The organism is Chengkuizengella axinellae (genome assembly GCF_030730905.1).
Classification (GTDB): Bacteria; Bacillota; Bacilli; order Paenibacillales; family KCTC-33759; genus Chengkuizengella; species Chengkuizengella axinellae.
The window spans coordinates 134360-156245 of record NZ_JAVAMP010000011.1 but is presented as its reverse complement, the minus strand read 5'-3'; the positions used below and the strand labels follow the sequence as shown (position 1 = coordinate 156245).

Below are 21886 nucleotides of genomic sequence, written 5' to 3'. Positions count from 1 at the left end.
TTATCTATTTATAATATTATTTATTATATTTTATTTAGTATAAGTAGTAGGGGCACTGAATATGTGGATAACCTTATTAGTTGTATAACACACCAGCCTATCCACATGTGAGTAATTTGTGCATAGGCTGGTGATATTATGAAGGGTTTTTAATTTTACTAGTAATATTGTGGACAACTTTATATAATTCCTGATCATTTTTTAGAGATTTAGAAATTTTGTCGTAAGCATGTATGACGGTTGTATGATCTCTGCCACCAAAAGCTTCACCAATTTTAGGAAGAGATAAATCTGTCAACTCTCTAGACAAATACATTGCTATTTGTCTTGGAAATGCTACTGATTTTGTTCTTTTTCTAGCTTTTAGATCCTCAATATTAAGTCCATAATGTGCGCCTGTTACTTTTTGTATATCTTCAACGGTAATTACTCTAGGTCTACTTGATGGAATAATATCTTTTAGGGCATTTCGTGCCAATTCAGCAGAAATATCTTCATTAATTAGCGATGAATATGCCACTACTCTTATTAATGCACCTTCAAGTTCTCTAATATTCGTATCAATCTGATTGGCTATATAAACCATCGCTTCATTTGGTACATCTAAATTTTCTGCTTTAGCTTTTTTTCTTAGAATTGCTATTCTTGTTTCTAGATCTGGCGGCTGAATGTCAGTGATTAACCCCCATTCAAATCTTGATCTAAGTCTTTCTTCTAGTGTAGGTATTTCTTTAGGCGGTCTATCACTAGAAATTATAATTTGTTTGGATTCCTCATGAAGTGCATTAAATGTATGGAAAAATTCTTCTTGTGTTTGTTCTTTTCCCGCTAAGAATTGGATATCATCTATAAGTAAAATATCAATATTCCTATATTTATTTCTAAAGTATTCACCACGATTGTCTCGAATTGCATTAATAAATTCATTCGTAAATTTTTCTGAAGAAATATATAATACTTTCGTTTGTGGATGATGCTCTATAATATAGTGCCCAATTGCATGCATTAAATGAGTTTTTCCTAAGCCCACTCCACCATATAAAAATAATGGGTTATAAGCTTTTGCTGGCGCTTCAGCTACAGCTAATGATGCAGCATGTGCAAAACGATTACCAGAACCGATGACAAACGTGTCAAAAGTATACTTAGCATTTAACATCGGTGGTAAAGACTCTTCACTTGTTGTAATATTTTGCTTTGTCTTTTTTTTAGGAGCTGGAACGATTTCAGGTATGACTTCCTCGTCTTCAATCACTATTTTAACCTCTACTTTTCGGCCTGTACTTTCAAAAACCGCATTACTGATTAACTTTATGTAGCGATTTTCCAGCCACTCCTTTGCAAACATATTTGGTGCGCAAACCATTAATAAGGAATGATTAAATACCTTAACTTTTGTTGATTTCAACCAAGTATCATAACTCGGTTTGCTCACTTTTGTTTGTAATATGGATAAAATTTTCTGCCAAAGCTGATCAGGATAATCTTCCATGAATGTGTTCACTCCTTTAATCCTAAAAAATCTCTGATGGAAGAGCTGTTAGAAAATATATGTTATATCTCATATAATCTTAATTTATTTAAATTATAGTTATTTCAATACTGATTCCCTCTCAAAACAACAAAAGAGTTGTGGATAAAGAATCATCACTTTATTTATAGTAAAACAAGTCATTTCATGTCGAAAAATGCTATTTTACCCACAAAAAAATCATTCTAGGGATAAAATATTCACACTTATATAAGTTGTTCACAACTATATCCACAGAATGTTGATAAATATGATGGTTTTTAATACATATCCACAAGATAGAGCATTTACATCATAGCAAATAAATCTGTTTATTTCAATTGGTTTTTGAACATTATCCACAAGTGCACATCTTGTGTATATTTTTTTATATACAATCCGACATTTTGTGCTTTGGTTGTTGATGAGTCGACATATTTCAAAATTTACATTATTTTTATCCACAATGGCTGTTAGAAAAGAGGGAGAACATTTTCTTTGGATCTGGAATCGTCGCTATTATGCTTATTCACATGTTAGTAAATAAGCAGGGGGAGTATACGAAAATAAAATAAAGATATTGAAGTTGACTTTTGTAATACAAAATGCTTTAATGTATAAGGATTATTATGCGAAATGCAATTCCTTAAGGGGGTGCTATAAATGAAACCAACTTTTCAACCTAACACTAGAAAACGTAAAAAAGTGCATGGATTCCGTAAAAGAATGCACTCAAAAAATGGACGCAAAGTTTTAGCTGCTCGTCGTAGAAAGGGTAGAAAAATTTTAAGTGCGTAAAAAGAACTTTACTAAGTGAAGTGTCCTTTTTGAAGAAGGAGACAATGTAAAGTGTATGAGATGACCACTTACTGTGGTCTTTTTTCTTTTTTATTGTTTAAATTGCTTATGAAGTGTGAACGATATTAACATTTAGAATATATATCTAAATTGAAATGATGCAACATATGGAGCGTTTATTGTGGAGAATAAATTTCGATTAAAAAAGAGGGAAGATTTTAATTTCATTTATCGCTATGGAAAATCAACTGCAAATCATCAATTTGTAGTTTATTACAAACAAAACTCAATTCATCATTTTCGATTAGGTATATCTGTAAGTAAAAAAACAGGAAATGCTGTAGTTAGAAATCGAATGCGCAGAGTAATTAAGGAAATTGCAAGACATCATGAAGATAAAATAAAAGGTGGTTACGATCTAATTATTATTGTGAGAAAACCGGCAGTAATAATGGATTACCATCAGATAGAAAAAAGTATATTACATGTATTGCGTAAAGCCTCGTTAATTAGGAAAAAAAATAGAGGAACTTAGTAGGAAGTAAAAGATTTAACTTATTTATATTTAAACAATAAATAGGGATGGAAAAGGTAACTTTCTATTTAATATAGTTGGAAAGAAAAAGATTTTTTCTAATTAATTGGCATTGTTTATTTGTTGTTTAAACTATGATATAGTTTATATTATTGTGATACTTATTAAGATGTGGATAGTAGGTTAGGAGGAATTTAATTTTGTCTCGTCGTTTGCCATTACTTCTTGTATTATTATCTTTAACAGTTTTACTAGCTGGGTGCAGTATGGAGGACCCCATTGATCCTGAAAACGGATTCTGGGATAAATATTTTGTAAATCCTCTTTCGGTTTCTTTAGATTGGTTTGCTGATCTACCTTATAGCAATTATGGTATATCTATTTTAATTGTAACTATTATTATACGATTATTGATATTGCCACTTACGTTGAAGCAAATTAAAAGCTCTAAACAAATGCAAGAAATTCAACCTGAAATTAAGAAATTGAAGGAAAAATATAAAACAGATCCAAAAAAACAGCAAGAAGAAACCATGAGATTGTTCCAAAAAAATGGGATTAATCCTCTGGCAGGTTGTTTGCCGCTTATTGTTCAAATGCCAATACTTATAGCGCTATATAACGCGATTATGCGTAATGATCTAATATCTAACAGTACATTTTTATGGTTGCAGTTGGGTGAAAGAGATCCATATATATTACCGATTTTAGCTGCGTTTACGACTTATCTTCAGAGTAAGATGATGTCCTCTCAAATGAGTAATCAAATGCAGGGTATGCAAGGGATTATGATGATATTCCCTGTACTAATCTTTGTAATGGCACTAACATTCCCATCCGCCTTACCTTTATACTGGGTGTATGGTAACATCTTTACAATTATTCAATCTTATTTTATATACGGAAACAAAAAAAGTGAGGCTCCAAAAGAGGGAGGTCTTTCTAAGTGAAAAAAATTTCTGTAACTGGTAAAACAATTGAAGATGCTGTTCAATCTGGTTTGGCACAATTAAATACAACTGAAGAGAGAGTTAAAGTGCATATTATTGAAGAGCCTACTAAGGGGTTTTTAGGTATTATAGGTTCTAAGGAAGCGAAGGTTGAGTTAGAGTATATTTCTGATGTAATTGATGAAGCCTTTGAATTTTTAAAAGATATTGTGGACAAGATGAAACTTGATGTCAGCGTAGAAATTGGGCAAAAGAAAGATAATGAAAAATTTCTTAATCTTACTGGACCAGAGGTCGGTATTTTGATTGGTAGAAGAGGACAAACATTGGATTCTTTGCAGTATTTAGTGAATATTGCAGCAAATCGATATGCTAATTCATACCAAAGAGTTTTACTAGATGCAGAAAATTTTCGTGAAAAACGAAAAAAAACACTTGAACAATTGGCTGGTAGAATTGCTGCCCGAGTGATTAGATACAAACGAGAAGTTTCTCTTGAACCGATGCCACCGCAAGATCGGAAAATTATTCATACCTATTTACAAGATCATTCCAAACTAGATACGAAAAGTGAAGGCAATGAACCCAATCGGTATGTCGTTATTACTTTAAAATAAGATGTATTCTTTTTAAAGTTTGTTCAAAGTTAACATAAAACTTGGGATTAGTTTCTGCAATGGCTTATTATTTCATGTAATGAGCCATTGCTTTTTTCCATATAGACTTTATTTTGTCAAGGTGATTATGTTCTTGGTGATCAAAGAGATGAATGTATAGATTAATTGTTGATTGTTGTAGTTTGGTTATAAATATGAGAATGTTAATTAAATAAATAAGGAATAATACGCGATAAAGAGGTGTATTCATGATTTCCGATACGATTGCCGCCATTTCAACTCCACTTGGTGAAGGTGGCATAGCAATGATACGTATTAGTGGACCTGAAGCAGTATCAATAACAGACACTATTTTTTTTGCTAAAAAGAAGTGTTCCGAGATGCAAACTCATACTGTTCAATATGGTTTCATAAAGGAGCCTGATTCAGGCTTAAAAGTAGATGAGGTCTTACTGACAGTAATGCTTGCTCCAAAATCTTTTACAAAAGAAAATGTAGTTGAAATCAGCTGTCATGGTGGGTTAATATCCGTTAAGAAAATATTGGAGTTGTTATTACGATATGGTGCTCGTTTGGCAGAACCAGGGGAGTTTACTAAGAGAGCTTTTCTAAATGGCAGAATAGATTTAACACAAGCAGAGGCAGTTATTGATCTAATTCGCTCTAAATCAGATCGAGCTTATTCTGTTGCTATGAAGCAGGTAGAAGGTTCTTTGTCGGAAAAAATCATCAGTTTAAGAAATATATTGATCGAACTAATGGCTCATATAGAAGTAAACATTGATTATCCTGAACATGATGTTGAGGATCTTACTTATGCTTATATTGCGGATAAATGTAAACAATCAATTCAACTTATCGATGATTTATTGAAGAATGCAAATCAAGGTAAGATATTAAGGGAAGGAATTGTCACAGCAATTGTTGGCAGACCTAATGTTGGGAAATCCTCTTTGCTAAATTTGTTGGCTAGAGAGAATAAAGCGATTGTTACGGATATTCCAGGAACAACGAGAGACGTCATTGAAGAGTTTGTAACAGTTGGTGGAGTTCCTTTAAAATTATTAGATACTGCAGGCTTAAGAGAAACTAGCGATATTGTTGAAAAAATTGGAGTAGAGCGATCTAGAAAATCACTTCTAGAGGCTGAATTAGTATTATTTGTATTGAATCAAAATGAACCTTTGCATTTGGATGAATTCAATTTATTTAAAGAAGTTGAGAATAAACAAGTTATTGTTATTTTAAATAAAACGGATTTACCTGCTCAAATTGAAGTAGAGCAAATAACGAAGCAATTTTCAGAGGAACAAGTTGTAAAAATGTCTATTAAAAATGACAAAGGTCAGTTGGAATTAGAAAAAGTCATTGCAAACATGTTCTTTGAAGGAAAGATAGAGTCAACAGATTCATCCTATGTTAGTAATGTCAGGCATATTCATCTGTTAAATAAAGCGAAAAGGTCATTGGAAGAAGCTCTTAATGGAACACACCATGTTCCAATTGATATGCTTCAGATCGATATTAGGAATGCTTGGGAGGACCTAGGTGAGGTAATAGGTGATTCAGTAAGTGAATCATTGATTGATCAAATCTTTTCACAGTTTTGTTTGGGTAAATAATTTTTTTGTCGTAAAGGAGGTAATATGAAATATGGGATATCAAGCTGGTGAATATGACGTCATTGTCATCGGGGCAGGTCATGCAGGGTGTGAAGCTGCACTAGCTGCTGCTAGAATGGGTTGTCAAACATTACTTGTAACCATTAATTTGGATATGGTTGCATTTATGCCTTGTAATCCTTCCATTGGTGGTCCTGCCAAAGGGCATGTAGTAAGAGAAATAGATGCTCTAGGTGGGGAAATGGGGCGGAATATCGATAAAACCTATATTCAGTTAAGAATGTTGAATACGGGTAAAGGACCTGCTGTTCACGCTTTACGTGCTCAAGCGGATAAGTTTTTTTATCAAAATGCGCTTAAGGAAACGATTGAAAAACAAGAAAATTTAACACTCCAACAAGGAATGGTTGAGGAATTAATCGTTAAAGATGGAGTTTGTCAAGGTGTCATCACAAAAACAGGGGCAGAAATCAAGGGTAAGACCGTAGTTTTAACTACAGGTACTTATTTGAGGGGCAAAGTCATCATGGGTGAGGTGATTTATGAAAGTGGACCAAATAACCAACAACCTTCAATTAAGCTTTCAGACTGTCTTAAATCTTTGGGTTTCGACTTAGTACGGTTTAAAACAGGAACTCCACCTAGAGTTCATAAAGATTCTATTGATTTTTCGAAAACTGAAGAACAGCCTGGGGATGTAAACCCAAAACACTTTTCGTTTGAAACAACAAAAGGAATTGATGAAGAACAATTGCCTTGTTGGTTAACTTATACTTCTGGTGAAACACATAAAACAATTAATAATAACCTGTCAAGAGCACCTATGTATTCTGGTGTCATAGAAGGAACAGGACCTAGATATTGCCCTTCAATAGAGGATAAAATTGTGCGATTTAGTGATAAGCCAAAACATCAAATATTTTTAGAACCGGAAGGAAGATATACTTCTGAGTATTATGTACAAGGATTGTCTACAAGTATGCCTGAGGATGTACAACTGAAAATATTACAATCCATTCCTGGTTTAGAAAAAGTACAAATGATGCGTACTGGATATGCTATTGAGTATGATGCTATTGTTCCGACTCAGCTTTGGCCTACATTAGAAACAAAAAAAATTGCAAACTTATATACTGCAGGTCAAATTAATGGAACTTCCGGATATGAAGAAGCTGCAGGACAAGGAATTATGGCTGGAATTAATGCTGCAAGAAAAGTCCAGGACAAAGAACCTGTCATTATTGATAGATCTCAAGGTTATATTGGTGTGCTTATTGATGATTTAGTTACTAAAGGAACAAATGAACCTTATCGATTATTAACATCACGAGCAGAATACCGATTATTATTAAGACATGATAATGCAGATCTGCGCTTAACACCAACTGGATATGAAATTGGGTTAATTACAGAAGAACGATATGGTAATTTCATTAATAAAAGGAATAATATAGAGAATGAAATACAACGTTTAAAAACTATAAAAATCAGACCTGAACCTCAAGTGCAAGATGTTTTAACTGAGTTAAATACAGCACTTCTAAATAATTCTGTAGATGCTGCTTCTTTATTGAAAAGACCTGAGATTGTATATAAACATATAGAGATGTTTTCTCCTTCTGAATTGGAGTTAACTGTTGAAGAGAAAGAACAGGTTGAAATTCAAATTAAATACTCTGGTTACATTGAAAAACAACTTCTTCAAGTTCAACGTTTAAAGAAAATGGAAAACAAAAAGATTCCATCTGACATTGAATATGATGATGTTCAAGGTATAGCAATGGAGGCAAAACAAAAACTTTCAAATATACGACCAATCTCGATTGGGCAAGCATCAAGAATATCAGGAGTTACTCCTGCAGATATTTCAATCTTGTTAGTTTATTTAGAGCATTATAATAAAGTTGTGGCTGCGAGAGGTTAATATGAATTATGAACATTTTTCTTTATTGTTAAATAACAAAAGCATTAAGATTTCTTCTATTCAGTGGGAAATGCTTGAAATATATTTTGAAACTCTTGTTGAATGGAATAAAAAAATGAATTTGACTGCAATTACAGATAAAGAGCAGGTATTCATTAAACACTTTTATGATTCTATTTCTTTATCTTTTTATCAATCTATATCAGATATTGAGTCTATTGCTGATATTGGTTCTGGAGCTGGCTTTCCGAGTATTCCTTTAAAAATAATGTTTCCTCATTTAAAGGTAACCATTATAGACTCTTTGAAAAAAAGGATTCATTTTTTGGAACATTTAACAAATGAGTTAAAGCTCAGTAATGTTTCTTGTGTTCATGGAAGAGCAGAGGAGCTTGGCAGGAAGCCTCAATATAGGGATCAGTTTGATCTCGTAACCGCTAGAGCTGTTGCTAGATTAAATGTATTAAATGAATACTGTCTTCCTTTTGTGAAAAAGAGTGGTTTTTTTGTTGCGATGAAGGGTGTTAATCCTACTGATGAAGTCAATGAGGCGAAATACAGTTTGATTGAGTTAAAAGGTTCTCTATCTAATGTTGTTTCATGTCAGTTGCCAGATCTTTCAGATAGAAATTTCATATTCATTCAAAAAACTGATCATACACCCAAAAAGTATCCGAGAAAAGCAGGTACTCCTTTAAAGAAGCCTTTGTTTTAGTTTATAGTATTAAGTGATCCAATAGATGATTTGTATCTGTGTATGTTTCACGTGAAACATACACAGTGTAAATTTTGAACATAGTGGCGAATAGTTTAACCACTTTTAGCAAAAACCTAATTTTAATCCTAGTCATACATTTCTTTCAGTTGTTTGTTATGATCATTGTATTAAGACTTGAATATTACATTATCTTTGTTATTAAAGTATTTTTAGTTTTTTTTACGGCAGGAAAATCAAGCTGAATGGAGAAGTTAGTATTATAAATATTTCTTACATAAGAAGTGATTCTTATTCATTGGTTCTCTTATTTGATATTTGATCATTTGTCAGAGAATCACTTCATCTTGTTCTTATATATGAATTAGTTAAGTATCTAATTCGTATTTTATTTAACATCATAGATTATTGAAAATTAGTTATAGTTTTTTGGAGAGATAGGTGGTAATTAACGATGAAAGATCAGTTTTCAAAGTTGCTTGGTATATCAGATCGAAATGGCAGCGAAGAGGTTAAGGAAATTTCAGTTGAGGAAATTGTTCCTAGTCCATATCAACCAAGAGAAGTATTTGATGATGATAAAATTGATGAATTGTGCCAAACCATTAAAACACATGGTGTAATTCAACCTATTGTAGTTCGAGTCAGAAATAGTAAATTTGAAATTATTGCTGGCGAGCGAAGATTTAGAGCCGTAAAAAAATTAGAACTCGATACAATACCAGCTATTGTTAAAGAGTACAATGATTCTCAAGCAGCTTCTATTGCACTAATAGAGAACTTACAACGTGAGGGTCTAACATCTATTGAAGAAGCATCTGCATATCAGAAGTTGATAGAATTACATGAATTAACACAAGAAAGCTTGGCACAAAGAATTGGAAAAAGCCAGTCTACTATTGCTAATAAGCTACGTTTATTGAACCTTTCAGAACCTGTAAAAACAGCTTTGTTAACTAGAGCAATAACCGAGAGACATGCAAGAGCTCTTCTTTCATTAGATAGTGAAGAGTTGCAACAAAAGTTGTTAGAAGAAATATTAAAAAAAGACCTGAATGTAAAACAGACAGAAGCTAGAGTTAATCTTTACAAAGAAATTTCTAAATCAAAAAAATCAAAACGAATTTCTTTCTCAAAAGATATTCGATTGGCGTTAAATACGATTCGTCAATCTTTTGACATGGTTGTTGATTCTGGTTTAAAAATTACTAAAGATGAAAAAGATCATGATGACTTCTATGAGATATCATTTAAAATTCCAAAAAAATAATGTATTCAATTAACAGATTTTATTTGTTTTTATAACATATAGCAAAAAGCTTCCATTTCACTCAAGAGTGGGAGCTTAATTTTTTGCTCACACATGATTTCCACAATAAATTGTTCTCCAAATCAACTACAATCAAAAAAACTGCAGACGAATACACTCATTTTTGTAATTGTTTAAATATTTGAAAATTAATTGTTTTTAATACAGTAAGTTCTAATATATAATATAACTGTAGTAGTTTTTAATAGTATAATAGAGTTAGCCCATATTATTTCAAGAACTTTTATAAAGTTGTGATTATTAATTTATATTTTTTTTTCTTTTTTATAACTTAAGAATTTATTTAAATTCAAGTTTTAAGAAAATCTTTATCTGAAGGATTAGACGACTTTTTCGAAGGTCAATGATAAACGATGTTCTTATCACTTAAGGATAATTAAAATTTTAAATTCTAAGTTTCAACAAAAACTACCTTTAAAGAAGGATTCGACGACCTCTCTGAGAGGGCTCTTATAGGAGTTTTTGTTCATATTGTAATCAAATATTTTGTAATTATACTAATGATTGAAGAGTTTTGTTCACTCATAAGAAAGATTTTGAGTTTTTCAGTAAGATATATTCAATTATTTCTTTGATTGATCATTGATGAGTAATATGGGGAAAAGTGTTTGTTAATTTTTTTATGAGGTGAAAGAGCATTGTCAAAAATAATTGCAATTACAAATCAAAAGGGTGGGGTTGGAAAAACAACAACCTCCATTAATTTAGGTGCCTCTTTAGCTACATTAGGGAAAAAGGTCTTATTAGTAGACATAGATCCTCAGGGGAATACTACAAGTGGTGTAGGTATTAATAAAGCGGATGTAGTCCATTGTATTTACGATGTCATTATTAATGATGTACATCCTAAAGATGCGATCTGCAAATCTGAAATTGAAAACCTAGATATTATCCCAGCAACTATTCAATTGGCAGGTGCTGAAATTGAATTGGTTCCTACTATTTCTAGGGAGATTAGATTAAAAAAATCGATACAACTGGTTAAGCATTTATATGATTATGTATTAATAGATTGCCCGCCTTCATTGGGTATTTTAACAGTTAACTCATTAACTGCTGCTGATTCAGTGATAATACCTATTCAGTGTGAATATTATGCTTTGGAAGGATTGAGTCAACTTTTAAACACGGTTCGTTTAGTACAGAAACATTTAAATACTAACTTACAAATCGAAGGTGTACTACTGACAATGTTAGATGCAAGAACAAACCTTGGAATTCAAGTGATTGAAGAGGTTAAAAAATATTTTCAGGAAAAGGTTTATCAAACGATCATTCCAAGAAATGTTAGACTTAGCGAAGCACCAAGTCATGGAAAACCTATCATTACATATGATGCAAAATCAAAAGGAGCAGAAGTGTATCTGGATCTTGCTAAGGAAGTGATTACAGTTGACTAAACGTTTAGGGAGAGGATTAGATGCTTTAATCCCAGCTCTTGATGTAAAAGAAGATGACAAGGTTATTCAGATTGGTTTAACTAACTTAAGACCAAATCCGTATCAGCCAAGAAAAAACTTTCAGGATGATAAAATAGATGAACTAGCTGCTTCAATTAAAGAACATGGTGTCATTCAACCGATAATAGTAAGACAAGTTTTAAAAGGTTATGAGATTATAGCTGGTGAAAGAAGATGGAGAGCATCAAAAAAAAGCGGATTAAAAACGATACCTGCAGTCGTTCGATCATTTTCAGATCAACAAGTTACTGAAATTGCATTAATCGAAAACTTACAACGTGAAGATTTGAATCCAATGGAAGTTGCTGTTGCTTATCAAACTTTAATTGATCAATTTCAATTAACTCAGGAAGAATTATCTGTTAAGGTCGGTAAATCCAGGTCTCATATAGCGAATTTCTTGCGTTTAATTCAACTACCAAGTGAAATTAAACAATATGTTTCACGTGGAACAATTTCAATGGGTCATGCAAGGGCAATTGTGGGACTGAAAGATAATGATTTAAAAAAAGAGATGACGAACTTAACCATTAAAAACGAGTGGAGTGTAAGAGAGTTAGAAAAAGCAATTCAGAACAGTCAGGAAATACAACCTAAGAAGAAGAAATCGAAAAAAACAAACAATCCATTTATTATACAGGTTGAAGATGAATTGAGAAATAAATATAAAACAACAGTGAAAATAAAAAACAATCAAAATGATAAGGGAATTATAGAACTTTCATATTTTTCTAAAGATGACTTGCAAAGGTTACTAGATTTATTGTAAAAAAAACAACATATAAAAACATACCATTTCATTCTGAAAAATCTTAGGTTTGTAATGAAAAATGGTATGTTTTTTTATACCATTATAATTGGTCCACTTCAATATTATAATAAAGGTGATTGGAAAGTATTTGATTACATCAGAAACTCTAAACGGAGTTTTTTCTAAAATAGGGAAGTTTAAAACAGATGTAACTTTTATTTTAAATAGAATTAGCAGTTAGATGATTATGAAAGGGTATAGATATTTAGAGAAAGTGAAATATTCCTTTGATTATATTATGATAAAAAATAATGAAAAATGAGAGGGGACTCGATATATGATCTCATTGAAATATTTTGATAATGCAGCATCGTCCTGGCCTAAACCTAAACAAGTTGTTGAGGCAATGACTGAAGCTGTTATGCTATATGCAGCTAATCCAGGAAGAGGTAGCCATCAAATGGCTGTACAAGCTAGTAGAATAATTTTTCAAACTCGTGTGAATTTAGCCAGTTTGTTTCAAATTGATGATCCTAATCACATTTCGTTTTGTTTAAATACTACGGAAGCCCTAAACTTAGCCATCAAGGGAATATTAAAACCAAAAGATCATGTGGTTTGTACGAGTGTAGAACATAACTCTGTTAGAAGACCCTTAGAATATTTAAAGAAAAATTCAGATATCGAAGTTACATATGTGAAAACTAATAAATTAGGAGAAATCAATCTAGAGGAAATCGAAAATGCCATTCAAACAAATACGAAATTAATGATTTGCAATCATAGCTCAAATCTTATTGGTAGTATTTTACCTATTGATCAAATCAATAAGATTGCAAAGAAACATGGATTAATTACTTTAGTAGATGCTGCTCAATCAGCTGGTCTTATCCCGATAGATGTAGATGGAATGGGAATAGATATATTGGCATTTCCAGGACATAAAGGTTTATTAGGCCCACAGGGGACAGGAGGTATATATATTCATCCAGATATAGATGTGGAACCTTTAATGCATGGAGGTACAGGTAGTCAGTCTGAAAAGATAGAGCAACCTACAATTAGACCTGATCGATATGAATCAGGAACACAGAACACACCTGGAATAGCTGGATTGAATGAAGGGGTTAAGTTTGTATTAAATGAAACAGTAGAGAAGATTCATGCAAAGGAATGGGAACTTACCCAACGATTGATGCTAGGGTTATTAAACATACCACAAGTGAAAATATTAGGCCCAAAATTAGGGGATAATAAAACTGGAATCACTTCATTCAATGTTGAAACTATAGAAGCTTCTCAAGTAGCCTTTCGTTTAGATCGAAAGTATAATATTGCTGTAAGATCTGGATATCACTGTACTCCTTTGGCTCATGAGACCGTTGGAACTGTAAAACTTGGAGCCGTCAGAGCTAGTGTAGGTTATTTTACTACCACAGATGAAGTCGATGAATTCATAGATGCAGTCCAAAATATTGCAAATAGATGAAAAAAAGATCATATTGTAAAGCATATATTATTAATGTATATCATAATAACAAGAGTTCAAAATTAAAAAATACATAATGGTGATTCTAATGTGATAATTAAATTAGAAAATAGGTTCATTTATTGTGGTTTTTTTCTTTAAACTGTATGGTTAACTGACTGATGTCCAAAATAACGAGTGGAAAGTTGGATAGAATCTGCAATGATTTTTGACATGTTTACAACTAAATTTAATCGAGTGTTTTGCAATACAAAATACTCCATAAATCCGCTAACATTCACTATACCAGTTACATGTATATCACCTACTGCAGGTAAATTTTTATTTACTCCTGCACCAGGTTTTAAAGGACCATCTCCAATTTGGATATGACCAACACTTGTTACTTTCCCAAGACATGCATCCACTGCAATGATGAAAGGATTGTGATATTGATTTTTAATTTCAGTTATTTTATCATTTAGATTTACAGCATGAACAGGCTCATCTAAGGTTCCAAAAATTTTGAAACTACTGTTTTTAAATTGGCTGAGATGATAACCAACTAAAGGACCCAAAGAATCTCCAGTAGATCGATCAGATCCAATACATAATACGATTATTTTTCGGTTTGAAACGTTGGATAACATCTGGTATAAGCCATTGGTAAGATATTTAGTATGATTTGGATCATTGTGGGCAATCTTATAATACTTTGTATCAACTTTAGTGTGTTTAGAGCCTAATCTCATAATAGTCCTCCTAAAATATAAAGATAAAGCAAACTGTTACCTATGAAACTGAAATGTAGTTACTTTACTAGTATATGAATGTAATCTATGATTTATACTACTTATTTAAAAAATGAGGTTGTTTTTAATGGATATGTTGATTGCGTTTGATTCAACTCAACAAGCTTTAAGAGCAGAAATGCTTTTAGAATATGCAGATATTGATATTGATACTTGTCCAACTCCAAAAGAAATTACAGCAGGATGCGCCCTATCAATAGAATTTAGTAGGGAAGAATTGCAAGAAGTGAAAGAGATAATTATTTCTCAAAAGGTAGAAATAAAAGGTATATTTGAAAGAAAAGAAAAACATTATGTAGAAGTGAAATAGATTAATGAGAGAGGTAGGGGAAAAAAGGATGGATAATAACACTGAATTTCAACTTGGTGATGTAGTACAAATGAAAAAACAACATCCTTGTGGAACCAATGAAATGGAAATTATCAGGATGGGGATGGATATTCGAATTAAATGTTTAGGGTGTCAGCATAGTGTACTCATGCCAAGAAGCAAGTTTGTAAAAAGAATGAAAAAAATTTTACGGTCTAAGGATGAGGCGTGAATCTCTGAAAAAAGAAAATCCAATATTAAGAAAATAAAAACTCCTACGACCTTGATAAATTAGTAGGAGTTTTAGTTATTAAACAGGTTTGAATTTTACGGGGGAAGATAAGTTAACTAAGGTAGAAGGTTGGCCAAACTCCATAGATGCATCAATAAATGATTCAAGATGATTTACAGACTCGGTTATTATTTTAACCAAATAACTATATTGTCCTGCAAGGCGGTGACATTCAACAACAATAGGCTGTTCTTTACAAAATTCTCTGAATTGATCACATTTATTTGATTCAAAAAGGATAAAAGCAGTCAAGGTTTTATTTATATTCTCCGGATTAATAATTGCTCTATACCCTAATTATGAGTATGAAACAAGTCAGATGATGAATTTTATTCGACCACTTAAACATGAGATTATCATTTCAAAACAAACAAATAGTGCATTCATTGGCACCAACTTAGAAGAAACTTTACATAAAATAAATTGCGAAAATATAGTGATAACAGGTTTGACAACGAATCATTGTGTAGAAACAACAACACGAATGGCTGGAAATTTAGGGTTCGATACGACCCTTGTATCTGATGCAACAGCAGCATTTGATCGAATGGGAATATATGGAGGACACATTATTCAGCAGATTTAATCCATAAAATATCTCTTGCCAATTTGCAAGATGAGTTTGCTGAAATATCAAACACCAACTCTATTATGGAAAGAATGAATTCTATTATTTCAGAGAAAAAGATATAAATAAAGTAAGTATAATAAGTAGGGGGAATGATAATATGGCATTAGAAATGAGAACAAAATGTGAGAAGTGTGAGGCTGATATTCAAAAGGACGGTTTAGCATTTATATGTACACATGAATGTACATTCTGTGAAAAATGTGCTGAAGAAACAGAACATGTATGTCCAAATTGCAGTGGAGAATTAGTAAGGAGGCCGAGACCTAATAAGGCATTTCCGCTTAGTTAATATATATCACTATAATTTAAATAAACAAATTATTGGGTGTTTAGAAGTACAAAATATTATTCTTATTATACATTTACTGTAATTGAATAAAGAAGTAGTTTTAATAAATAGAGAGAATCTATTAATTGATCCCTGAAGAAGATATCCAAAAGATTCGTAAATGGTGGGTATAATAATGAATTGTTGTCTTTCTATCACCCGGAGAGGGATTTAAGGTTAGGAATTTTACTTTAAATGAAGCTCATAAAAATGTTTTTTCTTGCCTAGTTCAATTATAGATTGGTTGTACAAGATGAAAATTGTTGTTTCCTGTGGTTATTCGATTTGAAGATGAGCCTGTCGGGTCTTTTTCAGGGTAAACACGAAGGAAAAAATTGGAAGGGTTGGAGTTGAATTAGTTATGAGTTTGCTTAGCGGAGAACAAATAATATGATGCTAAAGAATTAAACAACGTTTGAGAGGAAATTAAATTTTCATGTTTTCTCACTCAATTGTAAATCTTTGAATAACATTAAAAGTAAGAATATGATTGAGGGAGAACCAGATGAAAAATCCAGAAAATAATAAAACAAAGAAAGTTCCGAAAATTCACATCTTAGCATATATGGCAGGGGTAATTTTGGGATACGTCGTAGGGTATTTACAACATTCTTAGCATGAGGTTAAAAAACCGATAAAAAGGATATCGGTTTTTTAATGGGTTTTAACTATTTTTTGAAGCTCGGCTCCATTTTCGATTATCATTTTTCGTACCTGGAAAATGATCTCCTTTTTGTAAATTTACAATCTTGGGGTCAGTGATTCCCATATGAAAGGATTTCTCGCCTATTTCAATATATTTTCCGTCATTAGGGACTTTATCCCCTGGTTCAAATTCGGTTTTTTCTCCCATCGTTTAATCCCTCCAATATTTAAGATCATTTATAATTTTCCCATTCTTTTTAAATTTATAAATAACTAAAATATCCATATTAAAAAAACATGAAATGATGAAATTAATTAATCATATGAAGTGAGTATTTAAACTAAAGCTGGATGAAGCAATCAAATAGGTTGAAATTTCTATGGAGTTTGAGAAAAGATTTAAACTTGTTGAATTAAATTGTTATTTTTGATATATTAGTCTAAGTGCGAGTATTTAAGCTAGTCTCGCTCCTTGCTCCTTTATATAAGGGGCCGTTAGTCCAAGAGGAGGTGAAATAAACATGCGCAAGTATGAATTAATGTACATTATCCGTCCTGACATTGAACAGGAAGCAGTAGATGCAACGGTAGAAAAGTTCCAAGGTATCATTAATAATGGTGGCGGTGAAATCTCTAAACATGATGTGATGGGAAAACGTCGTTTAGCGTATGAGATCGATAAATTCCGTGATGGATTCTATGTTCTTGTAAACTTTACTGCTGAATCAGCAGTTGTAGATGAACTAGATCGCGTGATGAGAATTTCGGATGAAACTGTCCGTCATTTGGTCGTTAATGATGTTGTTGAGTAAATTTTACGTGAAATCTGAGAGGGGGTTACGCTGATGAATCGTTCTATTCTAATAGGTAGATTAACAAAGGATCCTGAACTTCGTTACACACCATCTGGTGTTGCAGTGACACAGTTTACTTTAGCAGTGGATCGTCCTTTTACAAATGGTCAAGGTCAGCGAGAAGCGGACTTTATCAATATTGTAACTTGGAGGAAGTTGGCGGAAACATGTGCAAATTATTTGCGAAAAGGCCGTTTAACAGCAATTGAAGGAAGAATTCAGGTTCGAAATTATGAAAACAATGAAGGAAGACGTGTTTATGTCACTGAAATTGTTGCAGATAATGTTAGATTCCTTGAATCCGGAAATACACCACGCGATGATCAGTATAATCAAGATCCTGGAATGCCAGTTGAACCTTCTAGAAAACCAATGAATCAAGATCCTTTTTCAGATGATAGTAAACCTATCGACATATCGGATGATGACCTACCATTTTAATTAAAAGAACATACCTTGGAAGGAGATGAAAAAGAATGAGCGAAAACAAAACTGAAGAACGTAATGAACAACGATCCGAACGTCCTGAGCGTCCTGAACGCAGAGAGCGCAAATTTGGCGGTCGTAGAGGTGGAAGAGGCAAGCGCCGTAAAGTTTGTTATTTCACAGTAAATAAAATTAAACACATTGATTATAAAGATATAGATACATTAAAGAAATTTATCAGTGAAAGAGGCAAAATTTTACCTCGCAGAGTAACTGGTACTTCTGCTAAGTATCAACGCGAATTAACAATTGCGATCAAACGTGCTCGTCAAATCGCATTGTTGCCATACACAACTGAATAAGTTAGTGGTTATAAAAAAGACAATAAGGATATCCTTACTGTCTTTTTTTATAACTTAAGCATAATGGCAAGTCGTTGATTCAACGAGATCTCAGAGAGGCTTACACAGTAGTTTTTGTATAGCTAGTCAAGCAAAATACCATATTTATGATATAATATAATAATCCATCCTGGTACACTAGATGGTTCAAAAAGAGAAACTGCATGAGGTGAAGTGTTTTGTCAAAGTACAGCTGGAAATCATTAATATGGAGTATAGCCTTCATTTTAATATTAATATCCTTAATAACACCTTTAAGTATTTTTACATTCAGTATGATGTTAGTTCCAGCCATTGTCTTATTTGTTATCCTAGAACGAAAACATTTTGTTATTCAATATATCGTCAGCATAATTGGAACTTGTTTATTGTTCCCAGATCTATCTATTGGGATCGTGCTTTTATCATTATTTATAAGTATTCCTTCTGTTATTATGGGGAGTTCTTATAAAAAAGGCTCTGCCGGAACTGCCTTATTTATGGGGATAATCAGCGTATTGGTTTTATTTATTTCAACTTTGTTTTTAGGTTCTTTACTAGGATTTAATGCCGTAAAAGCTATGGAAGTAATCGTTATAGAGGTTACGAACGAATATCCCGAATTCAGTCAAATTGCAACAGAAGAAACATTGTTGTTATTGAAAAATATGCTACCATTTTATCTAATTATGAGTGCCAGTTTAATTGTAGCTGCATCTCACTTCATAAGTCGATTGATTCTTCAAAAAATGGATATACATATCCCTAAACTGAAGTCGATCAAAGATTGGAAATTACCAAAATCGTTAGTGTGGTACTATTTTGCTGCATTGCTTTTGCAATTAATTATGAATCCAGAAGACGGTTCTTATGCGTTATTAATCACGGTTAATTTAATACCGTTATTATCGTTTGTTTTTTGTTTGCAAGCTTTTTCATTTTTGTTTTTTATTGCTGATAAAAAAGGTTGGAAGTTTCTCCCTTATCTAGGTATCATCTTGTCACCATTTCTAACACCTATTTTTAGTTTTATTGGAATGTTAGACATTGCATTCGATATAAGAAAAGGAATGACCTCGAGATAACAGACAGAAATATTTGAAAAAAACACGAGGAGCGATATTACTATGCCTAAGTTTCTTATGAATCGATGGCAAAACCTTCATACCATATTTAGTTACATTTTATTTTTTGCACTCATCATTGTTATGTTTGTTTATGAATGGATCATTGCTGTCGTAGCTTTAGTAATTGGATGTGTACTGTTACTCTTGTCAATAAGAGCAGATAAAACATTTCATAAGGATCTACATGATTATGTAATGACACTTTCACATCGAGTAAAAAAAGCTGGTAACGAGGTCATACATGAATTGCCAATCGGAATGGTTTTATATGATGAGGAAAAAAAGATTGAATGGCACAACCCTTACATTGCTCAAATGTTAAACAAGGAATCTGTCATCGGCGAGTCAGTAAACGATATATTTCCTGTGTTTGAAGAAGAAGATGAAAATGCAGAATATGATGTTTTCATTCATGATCAGCACTATCAAGTATTGAAAAAGAATGAGGAAAGATTAATTTATTTTACAAACATTACAGATTATAAAAATCTAATCGTAAAACATGAAGAAGAAAAACCAGCTATGGGTATCATTATGATGGATAATGTTGATGAAGCAACACAAGGAATGGATGATAAAACTAGAAGTTTAATTTTAGCTAAAGTCATCAGTGAACTGACAGAATGGTCCAATCAATATGGGTTATACATGCGAAGAATATCTTCAGACAAGTTTTTAATGATGATGAACCAAAAAATATTAGAGGCTTTAGAAGGTTCACGATTTGATATATTAGATACGGTTCGCGATATGACAGCTGATCTTAAAATTCCTCTAACATTAAGTATTGGAATCTCATCTGGAGAAGACCATTTAGTTGAGCTTGGTTCCATTATGCAAACCAGTTTAGATATCGCGCTAGGTAGAGGTGGAGATCAGGCTGCAATTAAATCAGGCCAAAATCTTAAGTTTTATGGTGGAAGGTCAAATGCAGTTGAGAAGGGAACTAGGGTTAGAGCAAGGGTCATTTCTCATGCACTTAGGGAATTAATAAGAGAAAGTGAAAATGTAATGATCATGGGACACATTTATCCTGACATGGATTCTATAGGTGCTGCTATTGGATTGCTTAAAGCAGCAAGACTTAGTGATAAACAAGGTTATATAGTGTTGGAGGATGTGAATCCTGCCATTCAGTCGTTAATGGATGAAGTAGAAAACCATGAATTATTGAAGCAAAGCTTTATTTCACCTGAACAAGCTTTGCAATTGATAGATAAACAAACTTTAGTTTGTGTAGTTGATACTCATAAAGCTTCGATGGTTCCAGAACCAAGATTATTGCAAATTGCTCAACGTATTTTTGTAGTTGACCATCATAGAAGAAGTGAAGAATTCATTAATGAACCTACTTTAGTTTATATCGAGCATTATGCTTCATCTACTTGTGAATTAATTACTGAAATTCTACAATATTTCCATGATAAAATCTCGCTTGATAAATTAGAAGCGACTGCAATGTTAGCGGGGATAGTTGTAGATACTAAAAGCTTTTCTCTTCGCACTGGAGCAAGAACATTTGAAGCGGCATCATTTTTACGTAGAAATGGAGCCAACTCCTCCACTGTACAGAGAATGCTAAAGGAAGATTTACACGAGTATTTACAGCAAATCGAAATTATAAAAAATGCAAAAATTGTATATGATCATATTGCTATAGCGGTTGCAAAACCAAATCACAAAAATTCACAGTTGATCATTGCAAAGGTTGCTGATACATTGTTAAATATGACAGATGTAATGGCTTCTTTAGTTATAAGTGAGCGACCAGATGGAAAAGTGGGATTAAGTGCCAGATCCTTAGGAGAAGTTAACGTTCAAATCTTGATGGAGCGAATGGGTGGCGGTGGTCATTTTTCCAATTCAGGAGCTCAAATTGAAGGTAGTGTAGAGGAAGTCAAAGAACGGTTGGAACAAGTATTGTCAGAAACAATTAAGGAAGAGGGGTTATTAAAATGAAAGTAATCTTTTTACAAGATGTCAAAGGTCAAGGGAAAAAAGGTGAGGTTAAAAATGTATCAGAAGGTTATGCTAGAAACTTTTTAATCCCTAAAGGATTAGTGAAAGAAGCTACAGGATCTAATGTAAAACAATTGGAGCAAAAGAAGAAGTCAGAACAGAAAAAGAAAGATCAACAGAAAGCAGATGCAGAATTATTAGCTAAAAAAATAGAATCAACTACAATAGAGATGAAAACAAAAGCCGGTGAAGGTGGACGTTTATTTGGTTCCATTACGAACAAACAAATTGCAGAGGAACTTAAAAAACATAAAATTGTAGTAGATAAAAGAAAGATTGAATTAGATTCTCCTATTCGCAACCTAGGCGTTACAAAAGTACCGATTAAATTACATCCAGAAGTAACAGCAGTCGCTAAAGTACAAGTGACAGAAGAATAATC

24 protein-coding genes and 1 pseudogene are annotated in these 21886 nt (G+C 32.5%); 21 read left to right on the top strand and 4 right to left on the bottom strand.

Going from position 1 to position 21886, the window contains the following annotated elements; translation table 11 throughout:
• Positions 1–136: 136 nt before the first annotated feature.
• Complete coding sequence (gene dnaA / locus Q5Y73_RS18440; RefSeq protein WP_305993386.1) at positions 137–1492, bottom strand: chromosomal replication initiator protein DnaA; 1356 nt, start codon at positions 1490–1492, stop codon at positions 137–139.
• Between the two features lie 681 nt (positions 1493–2173).
• Between dnaA and rpmH the strand changes: the two genes are divergently transcribed.
• From rpmH to Q5Y73_RS18385, 11 genes are all read left to right on the top strand, one after another.
• Positions 2174–2308 carry a 50S ribosomal protein L34 gene (rpmH, locus tag Q5Y73_RS18435; RefSeq protein ID WP_305993385.1) on the top strand — a complete coding sequence of 45 codons (135 nt, stop codon included), beginning with the start codon at positions 2174–2176 and terminating at the stop codon, positions 2306–2308.
• A 181-nt stretch (positions 2309–2489) separates the two neighbouring features.
• Positions 2490–2843 (top strand): ribonuclease P protein component, encoded by a 354-nt coding sequence (rnpA, locus tag Q5Y73_RS18430; RefSeq protein ID WP_305993384.1) that lies wholly within the window; start codon positions 2490–2492, stop codon positions 2841–2843.
• Between the two features lie 200 nt (positions 2844–3043).
• Complete coding sequence (locus Q5Y73_RS18425) at positions 3044–3793, top strand: YidC/Oxa1 family membrane protein insertase (RefSeq protein WP_305993383.1); 750 nt, start codon at positions 3044–3046, stop codon at positions 3791–3793.
• On the top strand, positions 3790–4410 hold the full coding sequence (gene jag / locus Q5Y73_RS18420; protein WP_305993382.1) for an RNA-binding cell elongation regulator Jag/EloR: 621 nt from the start codon (positions 3790–3792) through the stop codon (positions 4408–4410). Before Q5Y73_RS18425 ends, jag begins: the two co-directional genes overlap by 4 nt.
• 248 nt (positions 4411–4658) lie before the next feature.
• Positions 4659–6032 carry a tRNA uridine-5-carboxymethylaminomethyl(34) synthesis GTPase MnmE gene (mnmE, locus tag Q5Y73_RS18415; RefSeq protein WP_305993381.1) on the top strand — a complete coding sequence of 458 codons (1374 nt, stop codon included), beginning with the start codon at positions 4659–4661 and terminating at the stop codon, positions 6030–6032.
• 31 nt (positions 6033–6063) lie between these two features.
• Positions 6064–7956, top strand: coding sequence for a tRNA uridine-5-carboxymethylaminomethyl(34) synthesis enzyme MnmG (gene mnmG / locus Q5Y73_RS18410; protein ID WP_305993380.1), 1893 nt, complete (start codon positions 6064–6066; stop codon positions 7954–7956).
• 1 nt (position 7957) lies between these two features.
• A complete protein-coding gene (gene rsmG, locus Q5Y73_RS18405) occupies positions 7958–8671 on the top strand; it encodes a 16S rRNA (guanine(527)-N(7))-methyltransferase RsmG (RefSeq protein ID WP_305993379.1) in 714 nt (237 codons plus the stop codon).
• Positions 8672–9125: 454 nt separating this feature from the next.
• Entirely contained in the window at positions 9126–9941 is an 816-nt protein-coding gene (gene noc / locus Q5Y73_RS18400; RefSeq protein ID WP_305993378.1) for a nucleoid occlusion protein, read from the top strand.
• Positions 9942–10639: 698 nt separating this feature from the next.
• Positions 10640–11401, top strand: a complete 762-nt coding sequence (locus Q5Y73_RS18395) for a ParA family protein (RefSeq protein ID WP_305993377.1) — start codon at positions 10640–10642, stop codon at positions 11399–11401.
• A complete protein-coding gene (locus Q5Y73_RS18390) occupies positions 11394–12230 on the top strand; it encodes a ParB/RepB/Spo0J family partition protein (protein ID WP_305993376.1) in 837 nt (278 codons plus the stop codon). Before Q5Y73_RS18395 ends, Q5Y73_RS18390 begins: the two co-directional genes overlap by 8 nt.
• 319 nt (positions 12231–12549) lie before the next feature.
• Positions 12550–13701 (top strand): aminotransferase class V-fold PLP-dependent enzyme, encoded by a 1152-nt coding sequence (locus tag Q5Y73_RS18385; protein WP_305993375.1) that lies wholly within the window; start codon positions 12550–12552, stop codon positions 13699–13701.
• Positions 13702–13838: 137 nt separating this feature from the next.
• Here Q5Y73_RS18385 and yyaC read toward each other — a convergent pair whose 3' ends face one another.
• A complete protein-coding gene (gene yyaC, locus Q5Y73_RS18380) occupies positions 13839–14432 on the bottom strand; it encodes a spore protease YyaC (RefSeq protein ID WP_305993374.1) in 594 nt (197 codons plus the stop codon).
• Between the two features lie 133 nt (positions 14433–14565).
• Here yyaC and Q5Y73_RS18375 point away from each other — a divergent pair, with 133 nt between their 5' ends.
• Both Q5Y73_RS18375 and Q5Y73_RS18370 read left to right on the top strand, forming a co-directional pair.
• On the top strand, positions 14566–14802 hold the full coding sequence (locus tag Q5Y73_RS18375; RefSeq protein ID WP_371320236.1) for a putative Se/S carrier protein: 237 nt from the start codon (positions 14566–14568) through the stop codon (positions 14800–14802).
• Positions 14803–14830: 28 nt separating this feature from the next.
• A complete protein-coding gene (locus Q5Y73_RS18370; protein WP_305993372.1) occupies positions 14831–15034 on the top strand; it encodes a DUF951 domain-containing protein in 204 nt (67 codons plus the stop codon).
• 78 nt (positions 15035–15112) lie between these two features.
• Here the strand turns inward: Q5Y73_RS18370 and Q5Y73_RS18365 are convergent.
• A pseudogene (locus tag Q5Y73_RS18365) lies at positions 15113–15385 on the bottom strand (Lrp/AsnC family transcriptional regulator); the annotation flags it as partial.
• A gap of 28 nt (positions 15386–15413) precedes the next feature.
• On the opposite strand from Q5Y73_RS18365, the gene Q5Y73_RS18360 reads away from it, so the two are divergent.
• Entirely contained in the window at positions 15414–15680 is a 267-nt protein-coding gene (locus tag Q5Y73_RS18360; RefSeq protein ID WP_371320233.1) for an isochorismatase family protein, read from the top strand.
• 142 nt (positions 15681–15822) lie between these two features.
• Positions 15823–16014, top strand: a complete 192-nt coding sequence (locus tag Q5Y73_RS18355) for a DUF1272 domain-containing protein (RefSeq protein WP_305993371.1) — start codon at positions 15823–15825, stop codon at positions 16012–16014.
• 703 nt (positions 16015–16717) lie between these two features.
• On the opposite strand, the gene Q5Y73_RS18350 is transcribed toward Q5Y73_RS18355, so the two are convergent.
• Positions 16718–16906 carry a YjzC family protein gene (locus Q5Y73_RS18350; RefSeq protein ID WP_305993370.1) on the bottom strand — a complete coding sequence of 63 codons (189 nt, stop codon included), beginning with the start codon at positions 16904–16906 and terminating at the stop codon, positions 16718–16720.
• A gap of 313 nt (positions 16907–17219) precedes the next feature.
• Between Q5Y73_RS18350 and rpsF the strand changes: the two genes are divergently transcribed.
• The 6 genes from rpsF to rplI all read left to right on the top strand — a co-directional run bounded on the left by rpsF (position 17220) and on the right by rplI (position 21884).
• Positions 17220–17510: a 30S ribosomal protein S6 gene (gene rpsF / locus Q5Y73_RS18345; RefSeq protein ID WP_305993369.1), complete on the top strand. Its 291-nt coding sequence runs from the start codon at positions 17220–17222 to the stop codon at positions 17508–17510.
• A gap of 30 nt (positions 17511–17540) precedes the next feature.
• On the top strand, positions 17541–17993 hold the full coding sequence (gene ssb, locus Q5Y73_RS18340; RefSeq protein ID WP_305993398.1) for a single-stranded DNA-binding protein: 453 nt from the start codon (positions 17541–17543) through the stop codon (positions 17991–17993).
• Between the two features lie 35 nt (positions 17994–18028).
• Positions 18029–18340, top strand: a complete 312-nt coding sequence (gene rpsR, locus Q5Y73_RS18335) for a 30S ribosomal protein S18 (RefSeq protein ID WP_305993368.1) — start codon at positions 18029–18031, stop codon at positions 18338–18340.
• A 218-nt stretch (positions 18341–18558) separates the two neighbouring features.
• Positions 18559–19443 carry a DUF2232 domain-containing protein gene (locus tag Q5Y73_RS18330; RefSeq protein ID WP_305993367.1) on the top strand — a complete coding sequence of 295 codons (885 nt, stop codon included), beginning with the start codon at positions 18559–18561 and terminating at the stop codon, positions 19441–19443.
• Positions 19444–19485: 42 nt separating this feature from the next.
• On the top strand, positions 19486–21444 hold the full coding sequence (locus Q5Y73_RS18325; protein WP_305993366.1) for a DHH family phosphoesterase: 1959 nt from the start codon (positions 19486–19488) through the stop codon (positions 21442–21444).
• A complete protein-coding gene (rplI, locus tag Q5Y73_RS18320; RefSeq protein ID WP_305993365.1) occupies positions 21441–21884 on the top strand; it encodes a 50S ribosomal protein L9 in 444 nt (147 codons plus the stop codon). Before Q5Y73_RS18325 ends, rplI begins: the two co-directional genes overlap by 4 nt.
• Positions 21885–21886: the final 2 nt, after the last annotated feature.